Genomic DNA, 11,904 nt, shown 5'->3' on the forward strand with positions numbered 1-11,904 from the left:
TCAAATTATTTTTTTACAAATTTATGCAATTCTATCGAACTTAAGTATATATTATTGTGATTTTTATAGCAATTTTATATTTTGCTAATTTAATACGTTAATAGCCACATACTTCTACATACTTCAAATTCATACTTATTTCACGGTTTTAAGCTTATTTTTCGATATATAAATCGCTCTGAAAGCGCTGTATATACAGACTTTGCAGTTCTTTATATATCGACTTAATATGATTTTATTTATCTTATATTTATCTTTTATTTACTCCATATGTAATAAAATTAAAACATTATAATCATTTTTTAGAATATTATTAAAAATAAAATTAAACATACATTTACATACATTTACACTAGTTTGAATTTTTTCTTTAATTATACCATAATATTCACTAAATACCCATAGACCGCAATAGTATTTTATGTTATAAAATGTCAATCCAACCATTGTGCTTCTTTATCAAAACATATATTTTTCCCATATATATCATATACGTAATGATTGGTTTTTTTAAAGAAAAAAAGAGATAAAGTTTGCGGGCATACAAACTTATCTCTTTTTTCATATTAATTATTTGTATTTTTCTTTTTAGTGACTTGACCATAAAACACACCTTTTGATACCTTTACTCCATTACTAGCAGATCTTCCATAATAAGTACATTCCTCTGCCTTAGCTTTTGCACCAGTACAAAACACAGGTATTTTGCTATATTTACCCTCTGGCGCGTTGTGAATAGATTTTGAAATTTTAACTTTTGCCCGGGATAATACAGCTATATCTGATTTTGGGGACCCCTTGTATGCTGCATTCCCACAATTTTTAAATTTGCAATTAGAAATTGTGACCTCTGCACTATCCTCTACATGTATACCTTGACCATAAATATTATTGAAGCTGCAGTTATTTATAGAAACCTCTTTCGCTTTTACTGCAACCCCAATACCAAATCCAGCCCATTGCCCAGTACCATAATTATCTTTAAAGCTGCAATTTTCAATTTTTATTCCAACGCAGGGAGCATTTATTTCTATAAAATCACCTTTTGTTTCCTTGAACACAGAATTTGAAATTATACAATCATAAGAAGGGTTTTTATTAAACAAAATGCCATACCCAGGATTATTCTCAAATACACACTTATCTATGATTAATCGATGTACTGTATCCGCTACTTGGATTGCTTGCACAGCATTAGTAAATTTACATTTTGATATTTCTATATCGTCTCCACTAGGTTTTATACCAAGCTTTGAATCTATGGTTAGACCTTGGATCTTTTGTTGTCCCATGGCATTGAATATTTTATTTGAGGGATATCCGTTAATTTGTTTTATTGTAGTTTTATTAAAACCCTCGCCACTAATATTTATACCCTTTGGAACAGTAATAGTTGTTTTATTCCCTATTAAAAGTGTGCCACGGGGAATATAAACTGTACCCTTTTTTATGGAGCTAATTGCCTTTATTAAGGCTTTGTCATCAAAATGCTTTCCATCAAGCACCGCCCCGTAACTTTTTATATTAACTACTTCGCCCCTGGTATATAAGTCTACAAAGCTAAATCCATTATTTACATAGGAGCTTGCATTAACCAATACAAATATAAACAATAATAAAAAAATTGTACTAAGTGGAATTGTTTTATTAAATTTAATTTTCTTCATTTTTCACCTATCAATAACTTTCCCAAAGCCTCTTATAATAAAAAAATTAATTTATATTAAAGGCACTTTTATATTTATCTATATCTAAATTTTCACTAAATTTTCTAGCAAAAATACAATCTCCATTTTCAGTTGCTTTAATGTTTGTAAAATCCTCTTCTGTTAATATTTTAGGATATTCCGGGCCACTGTTCCAGTCGATATACCGAAGGGCCATATGATTATCATCATACTCTTTATTATAATTATATATTTTTTCACTATACTTGGAATTCATTATTATAGTTTGAAAAAACACTTCATCTCCGCAGAAGGATTTTTCAAAAGCCTCACTATACCAAGCATTTTCTTGTAAATACTTCAGAATGTAATTGCATAGCTCTCCCGTTAGACAAAACCAATTAGCCCCTTTATACAGCTTTGGCAAGGATTTATAGCCAGGATTTATTTTAGGGGATTCTATGTGTCTTTGTATTTTAAACATTATAGAATCTAAAACACTTTTACGTCTTTTTAAATATAAATTACTGTGTTCATATTTAATATTATTTTCCAGCTCGTTATCATCAGGCTTTTTCTGTATTCCTATAAATTCTTTTCCACTATTTTTACTTAAAAATTCACTAATCTCCTCTGAATTTTTTAGTGGCAAACAATCTCCAGATAATAAGCATACATAATCATATTTTTTTCTTGATACTTCTTTTAAAACCAGCAGAGTAGCCTCTATTTGAGAGAAACTCGCCCAGGTAATATCTATTCGATGTTTCATAAAATGAACTTTATCAGTATACTCATAAAAATCCTCAATATTTGCTTTTTTATCTACATGTAAATATATATTGTTATTTCCCTGCCATAAAATTTCAATAGTAGTTCTTAAAATGTTTGTGTTTTTATGACAAATTATACAATAAGCAATATCCATTTTATTTTAACACCACCTTTTCAAGATTCTAATAAACTGATTTTTTCATAAGCCTCGCTGAGAATTTGATCACAAAATTAATAGCTATAGAGGACCCAAGACTTAAAGCAGCTAGCCATATTACAATTAGCAGGGATAACCTAGGCATAAATACTATGCTTTGAAAATAGTAATAGCAGAAAAAAGTATGAGTTAACCACATATTTGTGGAATGAACTCCCAGGATCCCGAATATCTTTTTACTCATACTCTTATAAATAAAATTTGTTGCCATTAATATAAATATGGGAGCTAATATAAAATCAACATAGGTAGGGTTACCTTTCCCAACCTGCTCAAACACATAGGTGCTTCCAATTCTAATTGCTACTACTCCTAATATTATGGCAATATAAAATGTCTTTTTATCTAGCTTTTTGCGTGAAATCCATTTATTTATATGTAAAAATAGCTTAAACTTAGAAATTATGTATCCCGCAGAGAATACCATTTGCCAGAATAGTATATTTCTTATATCACCATATATGAAACTTTTTTTAAGGAAAGCAAGCTTTGGTATAATTACTGGTATTAGTTCCATAATAATTGCTACAATATAAAAACCTAAACTTGTGGCAAAGGAGGCTATAATGCTCCCTTTTAATATTCGCACTATAAGTGGGAATAGCAGTAATAATTCTATGTATAGGCGGACGAACCACCACTCACTATTATAAGAAGAACTTAGAGTAAAAAAGTTTGCCATAAAGAACCTTATATTAAACTGATACCTTGCACTATTGCTAAACCATATTAGTCCTACAGGTACAAATATTATAAAAACTACCCAATAGTTTATGAGAAATTTTAAAATCTTTCCCAATGAATCCTTCAAGGTAACCCTTTCTTTTTTTAGGGAGGCCTTGCATAGCCCATACCCACTTAAAAATAGATACATAGCTATGCATATGTTCCCAAAATCCCCTAATAGATATTCAATACTTGTATTTCCAAAATGTAATATAGAAATATAAGAAACATTTTGTATCCTATCCGGGAAACGAAATAAGTGATGAATCATCATTAGGGTAATGGCAAGGCCTTTTGCTATTTGAGTATGTGCTTTAGTAAATTCATAGTTCACATCACTCATTATTACAATCTGCTTTTTTCTACACTATTATATAGCTCACTAAATTCTTCATTATCCTTTAGCGTTTGAAGGTATTCCATAAAGGGAACCTTTAACTCTTCTCTTTTTAATGCAAACTCTACTGTAGCCTCAAGAAATCCTAATTTATCACCTACGTCATATCTTCTTCCTTCGAATACATATGCATACATGTCTTGCTGTGAAATTAGAGTTTTTAGAGCATCCGTTAACTGAATTTCTCCACCCTTGCCAGGCACTGCAACATCCAATATATCAAATATTTCTGGAGTTATTATGTATCTACCAAGTATAGCAACATTTGAGGGTGCTGAACCTATTGGTGGTTTTTCAACAAGGCTATTAACTTTGTATAGTCTATCACTAATTTGAGCTCCATCAACTATGCCATATTTATCTACATTTTCCTTAGCTACTTCTTGAACCCCTAATATAGAGGTTTGTTTTTCATCAAAACAATCCATAAGCTGCTTTAAACATGGAGTCTTAGCATCTACAATATCATCACCTAGCATTACAGCAAAAGGTTCATTACCAACAAAGGCTCTTGCACAATTTATAGCATGTCCAAGTCCTTTAGGCTCTTTTTGTCTTATAAAATGTATATTCACCATGTTTGATATATCCTTAACCAGCGAAAGTAAACCGTCTTTATGTTTGCTTTCTAGTTCTAGCTCTAGTTCTACAGATTTATCAAAGTGATCTTCTATAGACTTTTTATTTCTTCCTGTAATAATTAATATTTCTTCTATTCCTGAAGCTACAGCTTCCTCTATAATATATTGCATAGTAGGCTTATCAACTATAGGCAACATTTCTTTAGGTAGTGCCTTTGTAGCAGGTAAAAACCTGGTTCCAAGTCCTGCTGCTGGTATAATAGCTTTTTTAACTCTCATATAAACATCTCCTCTTAATTCTAATTTATTTCATAAGTATAAGTTTATTTATAAGTATAAGTTTATTTATAAGTAAACTTATACTTATAAATTATTTTTCATACCCATTAGGATTATTTTTATGCCATTCCCAGGCGGTTTCTATTATAGTTTGCAATGAATTATATTTAGGCTTCCAACCTAGTTCCACTTTAGCCTTATCACTTGAAGCTATAAGTACTGCTGGGTCTCCCCCGCGCCTTGGAGCAATTTCTGCCTTTATTTCATGACCTGTAACTTTCCTTGCAACCTCTATAACTTCTTTAACAGAAAAACCTTCACCATTACCTAAGTTACAAATTGTGCTTTCCGCTCCATTCATAAGTCTTTTAAGGGCCAACAAATGAGCACTTGCTAAATCTGTTACATGTACATAATCACGTATGCAGGTGCCATCGCCTGTTGGATAGTCATCACCGAAAATCATGATTTTCTCTCTTTTTCCTAGAGCCACCTCAAGAATTAATGGTATTAAATGAGACTCTGGGCTATGATCTTCTCCTATTTTCCCACTTATATGGGCTCCTGCTGCATTAAAATATCTAAGAGCTGTATAGGTAATTCCATAGGCCTTATCACACCACTTTAATATCTTTTCTACCGCAAGCTTTGACTCTCCATAGGGATTAGTTGGCAGGGTTTTATCCCCTTCAAGAATTGGTACACGCTCTGGCTCTCCATAAGTTGCAGCCGTTGAGGAAAATACTATGTGTTTTACTTCATGATCCCTCATAGCTTTTAATAAATTAATAGTACTTCCTATATTGTTTTCAAAATACTTTAGTGGTTCCACAACACTTTCTCCCACTAGTGAGTCTGCTGCAAAATCTATAACTGCCTCTATTTTATTTTCATTGAAAACAAGATTGAGTATTTTATCATCTCTTAAATCTCCCTCATAAAACTTGCCACCAAGCACAGCCTGTCTATGTCCCTTTTGGAGATTATCTAAAATTACAACTTCTTCACCACGCTCTATTAGCTCTGCTACCATATGACTTCCGATATAACCAGCTCCACCACAAACTAAAATAGCCAATATTTCCAACCCCTTTCATTTAAGTTAATTATAATACACTATTAGGACCTTTTAAAAGCCTAAATATTTACTGGAGAGTTTTTTCCCAATAATTTTATTTGTTACTATTATGCAAGCGATGCTAAGTGCTAGTGCGGCCGTAACTTGCGTTAACTGATATACTGGTAATAGGTTATGAATGAATGGTATCTTAACTATTACCACATTAATAATCAGTAGCCAGAAACAGTGCACATAAAATATTCCGTAGGAGTAATTACCAATTTTAACAATAGCATTTTGCATTGTTTTGTGATGATTATCCTTTAGCACGAGAATCAGATTTATTATTGATATTGAATATAAAAAAGATGAAATTTTAATTTGACTACTTGCAAATCCATCTTCAAATCCCAAATATATCATAAGATAACATTCAATTATGCTAAATAATGAGACACCTAAAACTATGATTAATGCCTTACCTACAGGTTTCACTTTTATTGTAATTGGATAACCCTTAATTTTTATATATAATCCTAAGTAGTAAAATATCAGCCATGCAGGAAAAAGGGTCCCGTAAAGAGGCATTTGATGTTTCGTGACGTATGAATAAGCGTAAATTAAAATTAAGTAAATTGGTGTGATTAGAAAAACCATTAAATTTAAATATCTGTTTCCTATACATCTTATTAGTATTGGCGTAATTAATACCAGTTGCATCAATACAACAATATAGTACATGGGAGTTGACGCTTGTCCCTCTACTATTTTTAATAGGATTGACACTATATCTATATTAAATCCACCGATTACTACACTAAGAGCAGAATAAAGTATGGACCAAACCAGAAACGGAATTAAGAGGCGGCTTCCCCTACTTTTATAATACCGCAAGGGACTTTCTGTTACTTTTGTAATATTAGTAAAATATGCTGTTAGGAACACAAACACTGCAACAGGAAAATTGATGAATTGCCGACCTATTAACCAATAATCATAATTAAATGAGTATATCCCTGAATCTTTATATTCAATTCCATTTTGACTGTGAATAAGCACAACACAAATTATACAAATACCTCTTATAATTTCAAAATAATTGTCTTTGTCTTTAGTTTTCACTGCTTGCTGGTTAATATTCACACCTCATTTTAGTTGTTGTTTGTTGTGTTTATCTTTTGATAAGCATCCTGACGCGTTTTTTCAATAATCTAAGTACTCTCACTCCAAAAATAATCACTCTTTCCATATAAGTTGGGGGACTCATGTACTTTTTAATTACATAATTAAAATCCCGATTATGTAAATCCTCAAAAAAACTCTTTCTTTTTTGGGGCTGTTTTACAGAACTTATTATAGAAGGATTGCCTCGCAACGCATGCTCTAAATCACATTTATGTTTCTCAATTCCATTTTTGCAACCCTCAAGCATAGCTTTTCCCTTATTAGTATTGATTAATAATAGTGAGGTTCCACCATCATCATCAAGTTCTGGGTATTTGCTTGCTATTCCCCAAAAGTCTCCTAGAGTTATATCGCTTATTCTTGGGAGCTTTGCATAAGAGCATTTATAGCAACTTGGTCTTAAATAATAATTTCTTAGAAATCCCTTCATATACACGTCATTTATAAAGGTTTTGCTATACTCACTACCATTCTCAAATTGCATTGCTACGCAGTAACTCTTCCAACCATGCTTCTTATTTCGGAAAGTTATTTCACTTATATTTGAATTATATGATTGTTCTAGATTTTTCTTATATTTTTGGAATACAATAGGTGATGGCACCCCATGACAAACTATATCACAAGTATATAACTCTGCATAATCTTTTCGAAGAAAATTATATAGACCTGCTATTTGGCAGGGTGTTCCTGTAAATAAAACGCGTTTTCCCGTCTTCAGGTGTTTTTTTGCCCTGTTATATGTATTGTTAATGTCACTTTGAACATATTTAGAACCACGCAGCTCACTTAAAGCTTCTATTGTATGAGCTTCATTATGTATTACATTGTGCTCCACATCGTATGCTGCACCAAATACTACTCCATCATTCTTTAATATCCACGCTGCTATACTTGTAAATACTCCACCTGAGGAGGAGTTTTCCCTTGCACCCTTATCTAAATTCCAGGCGGCTATGCAAGTTGGCACATCCCCTGCTCTCCCATTTTTATAAATATTGATTTCAGGGCATACATTTTCACATAATCCACAGCTAACACACCTTTCCTCATTAGCCTCTGGATACCAAAAACCTTCTCCATCACTAATCATATAAATACAGTTTCTGGGACATATATTATAACAGGCCTTGCAGCCGGAGCAATTTTTTTTATCAGTAATTTTAATCATAGAGCTTGTTTCCTCCTCTTTACCTTTTTATATATGGAGGCAAATATATCTTTCTCATAAGCATTAAGACCCATAGCCCACATTAGTTGCGAGTAAATACCTATATATGCAATCATTTTTATGCCTAGTATTATAAAGTTTGTTGTAGGTATAAAATAGTTTGTAATTACACCAAGGATCATAACTATTACTATAGGCAAAGTCATTGATAATATTTCTTTTGCAAAGGCTATGATATCAATTCCTATTACCTTATGATAATAAATATTTATGACAAACCAATTTCCAATAATAAGCCCTAGAGCTGTACCAATGGCACACCCAATCCCTCCATAAATTTTTGCAAGAGGTATGGACAATGCAATATTTAATAAGGCAATAGCAAAATACATTTTTGATCTAAAGGCATGTTTGTTTTTTGCTTGAAGTATTACAATTCCCATGCTTTGAATTAAGGGTACCAGGAGTGGAACCATTACTATTAAGGACATATAATAAGCATCCACAAAATCCGCCCCCGCCCAAAACACTATAAAACTTTTGCCGTATAATATAAATCCTGAAAGCATCATAGCCATAATGGCATATTGTATTCGCCCTACCTTATTGAACATACCATTTATCTCAGTCATATCCTCTGTTTTAGCCGAAATTGCCGCTATTCTCGGCAAGAAAACGCTATTAACAGAGGATGAAAAGTTTATGTAGTACTGATTCAATTGAGAGGCTATAGAATATACCGCTACAACTGAGGTTCCAGCGACGATCCCTAAAATTATCTGGTCTGTTTTGAAATAAATTTGATCTATAACCATATTTAAAAAGATAAAAAATGAAAATATGGTCATTTCCCGTACAAGAACCTTATTCCAGCAGTATAGTTTTATTTTCGCCCTTATCTTGAACATTGCATAATAAATTTTAATAAGTATTGTGCCAATATTAAATACTGATATTACTATAACAAGGCCAATAACATCTGCTTTATACATCATAACCGCAATTACCACAAAAGGCTGAAGCACGGTTTGAAGAATTGATAAGCCTCTAATAAATATAAATCTCTCGTGGGAATTAATAACCGCGCTAAATATATTTGAAGGTATTGTTATTACTATATTTACTAGTTGTATAATATATATTTGTTTGGCGGACGTAAGCTCATCTGCTGTTAAGGAGCTTTTAAATATATCCCCTAACTTAAAATATAAAATAACACCGGCGATTAGTACAACCACTGTTATTACACCATATATAATAGATGATATAGCTAGTACATTAGATTGATTTTCTTCGTCTTTTAGCGCCAGATACCTGGAATAATATCTTGTTATGGTATTCGAAAGACCAAAGTCCATAACTGCCATATAAGCAATTAGTGAGCCCATTAATTGGTATAGACCATACTGCGCTTTCCCTAGAAAATGTAGCAGCATTGGTACGTATATAAGACCTATGGCTATACTAAAAAACATTGATACATAGGATAAAACTATTCCTGCTTTTCTCTGATTAATTGCCAACTCTATCTACCTCAATTTTTCTAAAAATTTGCACTGGATATCTCTGTAAGTGTTTTCAAAATTGTGACCTTTGCTAGTTTATTCTTATGGTTCATTTTCTCTTGTATGACCTCATATTCTGCTTCAATATTATTAAGCAGCTCAGAGAACTTTGTTCTCATTTCATCATAATTTAAATGTCTCACGTCTATTATATAATCCCCTAGACCATATCTTTCTCCAATAATTCCCCAGTACTTAGAACTATAAGATAGTGCTATAGCTGGTATCTCACATTGAATGGAGGAAACCACGGGATGCATTCTGCTAGATATAGTAATGAAGGATTGTTGTATATAGTTTCTTACCTCGTAGGGGAACATACTATTACTTTCAACAATAATCCTATCTTCATATTTATTTTCAACCAATGCATAAAGTTCATTTGCAATAATACTATCATCTACAGCTTCTGGCCTTGTAACATGAGGTAGTATTACTATTTTTTTTGTTGGATATTTTTTCATTATTTCATCTATCATAAATAAATTGAAATCAATCCAGTCCTGCCTGTTGCCTTCCTTTGAAAATCTATAAATTAGCTCACTTGGGCAATAGGTTATATATTCTTTGGACCTTACCTTTACTTCTTGTTTTGAAAGGGTAAGCAGAGCTAAATCATCCGTAATATCTATGTTGCGTAGTCCCATTTCCTTAAGGTAATTATACGTAATTGGATCCCTTGGATATATTTTATCTATTTTACTTAAGAGAAATTTCATTACTGGCTTTCTAAAGGAAACGTACGGTCCCATAGTTTGTCCCAGCATTACAACCTTTAAGCCTTCTCTTTTTAATATATTAAATTTTATCCCATTAACTATAGGTCTTTTCCAGCCGTAATCCTCTGTGAAATCATCTCCACCTAAAATAACTACTAAATCTATATTCATAATAAAATCCGAAATTATATTTTTCATTTTTAAATAGCCGAGAATGTAATCATTTTTTTCTGTATCTGCTTTAAAAAGTGAATTTTGCTTTACTGCATAAATTTCATTAATGCCTGTAGCCTCTTTTAATCTTGTTATATTTATTTCATCATCAGTTTCCACGTAATATTTATTTTCTTTACCCGTTATATCATTAAAGGCGCTTATAAAGTTTTCTCCCATCATCATTGAACCGTAATTAAAGGTGTTGGGACAGTTGTACACATATATATTCATATTTACCTCTTCTCATTATGTTTATTTGGTTATTTTATTGTGACCTTACTTTCCTGTTTTTAGCTTATCTTCTTTATCATTTTTTACACTATTTTATTCTTCAACTTAAATATCCAAATATATAGTGAAGGTGCCATCAAAAACAATTTAACCTTAAAGAATACTTTCTTGTTTCCACTATAATTTTTCATACTAGAAATTACATTGCTATGAGAGCTTGGATAAGCTTTTTCAATGTCATCATATAAAATTTTAAAACTATCACTATTTAACTTAGAGTTTTTATAAATATAATCCAAACAACAGTCAAAATTATATATATAATTGTCCACAATATGCCGATTTTTTAACAATGCATAAATTATGTTAAGTTCACTATTTCCTAGATCTTCAATGTATTTGTAAGTTCTCTCCAGAGCAGCTATTGCATCAAACCGTTTTATATTATAGCTATTAGATATTGAAGCTGCTCTTTGTACATAACACGCTAGACTTTTATCTATAAAGCTTACGGTTTTTGCTCTGGATAGGGCTTTAATTGTGAATTCTTGATCTTCCCCATTAGCACAGCCTTGCGTATATTCTAATTTGTATCGGATTAACATTTCACTTTTGTAAACTGCACTCCCTGTATAAATCCACATATTTTTATGATTAATCATATTATTTAATGCGCTAGTTCCAGTCATCTGGGTCTGCTCTAATTTATAGGTATCAAAGTAATTTGTTATAGCGACTCCCTGCTCGTCAACAATATTACATCCAAAGCAGATAATATCACTTTCACTTTTATCTATATTTTCATATATATTTTTTATTAAATCTATATCTACATAATCGTCTCCATCTAAAAACATTATATATTTGCCACTTGCCCCGTGAATTCCACTATTTCTAGCTGAACTTACTCCACCATTTGTTTGTTTTATTAGGATACAATTATTTAATTTGCTATCTTTTATTACTTCCTCAATAATTTTCAGGGTATTATCCGTGGAGCCATCATCCACTATAACTATTTCAAAGTCCTTTTGGGACTGTACCAAAAGGGAGTTAATTGTTGTTTTTATAAACTTTTCTACATTGTAGGTGGGGATAATAATACTTAATTTCATT

10 protein-coding genes are annotated in these 11,904 nt (G+C 31.7%); all 10 read right to left on the minus strand.

Going from position 1 to position 11,904, the window contains the following annotated elements:
* Positions 1 to 566: 566 nt before the first annotated feature.
* A complete protein-coding gene (locus KPL50_RS03520) occupies positions 567 to 1,667 on the minus strand; it encodes a right-handed parallel beta-helix repeat-containing protein (RefSeq protein ID WP_216297059.1) in 1,101 nt (366 codons plus the stop codon).
* Between the two features lie 46 nt (positions 1,668 to 1,713).
* Positions 1,714 to 2,595, minus strand: coding sequence for a beta-1,6-N-acetylglucosaminyltransferase (locus tag KPL50_RS03525; RefSeq protein WP_216297060.1), 882 nt, complete (start codon positions 2,593 to 2,595; stop codon positions 1,714 to 1,716).
* 28 nt (positions 2,596 to 2,623) lie between these two features.
* Positions 2,624 to 3,727 (minus strand): acyltransferase family protein, encoded by a 1,104-nt coding sequence (locus tag KPL50_RS03530; RefSeq protein ID WP_216297061.1) that lies wholly within the window; start codon positions 3,725 to 3,727, stop codon positions 2,624 to 2,626.
* 2 nt (positions 3,728 to 3,729) lie between these two features.
* Positions 3,730 to 4,641, minus strand: coding sequence for a UTP--glucose-1-phosphate uridylyltransferase GalU (galU, locus tag KPL50_RS03535; protein WP_216297062.1), 912 nt, complete (start codon positions 4,639 to 4,641; stop codon positions 3,730 to 3,732).
* Positions 4,642 to 4,732: 91 nt separating this feature from the next.
* A complete protein-coding gene (gene galE, locus KPL50_RS03540) occupies positions 4,733 to 5,719 on the minus strand; it encodes a UDP-glucose 4-epimerase GalE (RefSeq protein ID WP_216297063.1) in 987 nt (328 codons plus the stop codon).
* Between the two features lie 51 nt (positions 5,720 to 5,770).
* Positions 5,771 to 6,823, minus strand: a complete 1,053-nt coding sequence (locus tag KPL50_RS03545; RefSeq protein ID WP_216297064.1) for an acyltransferase — start codon at positions 6,821 to 6,823, stop codon at positions 5,771 to 5,773.
* Between the two features lie 49 nt (positions 6,824 to 6,872).
* Complete coding sequence (locus KPL50_RS03550) at positions 6,873 to 8,057, minus strand: Coenzyme F420 hydrogenase/dehydrogenase, beta subunit C-terminal domain (RefSeq protein WP_216297065.1); 1,185 nt, start codon at positions 8,055 to 8,057, stop codon at positions 6,873 to 6,875.
* Positions 8,054 to 9,580, minus strand: a complete 1,527-nt coding sequence (locus KPL50_RS03555; protein ID WP_216297066.1) for an oligosaccharide flippase family protein — start codon at positions 9,578 to 9,580, stop codon at positions 8,054 to 8,056. The genes KPL50_RS03550 and KPL50_RS03555 overlap by 4 nt, the downstream gene beginning before the upstream one ends.
* A 20-nt stretch (positions 9,581 to 9,600) precedes the next feature.
* Positions 9,601 to 10,788 carry a polysaccharide pyruvyl transferase family protein gene (locus tag KPL50_RS03560; protein ID WP_216297067.1) on the minus strand — a complete coding sequence of 396 codons (1,188 nt, stop codon included), beginning with the start codon at positions 10,786 to 10,788 and terminating at the stop codon, positions 9,601 to 9,603.
* A gap of 83 nt (positions 10,789 to 10,871) precedes the next feature.
* Entirely contained in the window at positions 10,872 to 11,903 is a 1,032-nt protein-coding gene (locus KPL50_RS03565; protein ID WP_216297068.1) for a glycosyltransferase family 2 protein, read from the minus strand.
* Position 11,904: the final 1 nt, after the last annotated feature.

The sequence above is a fragment of the Clostridium sp. CF012 genome (assembly GCF_018861755.1).
Classification (GTDB): domain Bacteria; phylum Bacillota; class Clostridia; order Clostridiales; family Clostridiaceae; genus Clostridium_AD.

Coding starts and splice junctions, on each gene's coding strand:
- KPL50_RS03520 (WP_216297059.1), bottom strand. CDS start 1,667: ATGAAGAAAATTAAATTTAATAAAACAATTCCACTTAGTACAATTTTT.
- KPL50_RS03525 (WP_216297060.1), bottom strand. CDS start 2,595: ATGGATATTGCTTATTGTATAATTTGTCATAAAAACACAAACATTTTA.
- KPL50_RS03530 (WP_216297061.1), bottom strand. CDS start 3,727: ATGAGTGATGTGAACTATGAATTTACTAAAGCACATACTCAAATAGCA.
- galU (WP_216297062.1), bottom strand. CDS start 4,641: ATGAGAGTTAAAAAAGCTATTATACCAGCAGCAGGACTTGGAACCAGG.
- KPL50_RS03550 (WP_216297065.1), bottom strand. CDS start 8,057: ATGATTAAAATTACTGATAAAAAAAATTGCTCCGGCTGCAAGGCCTGT.
- KPL50_RS03560 (WP_216297067.1), bottom strand. CDS start 10,788: ATGAATATATATGTGTACAACTGTCCCAACACCTTTAATTACGGTTCA.
- KPL50_RS03565 (WP_216297068.1), bottom strand. CDS start 11,903: ATGAAATTAAGTATTATTATCCCCACCTACAATGTAGAAAAGTTTATA.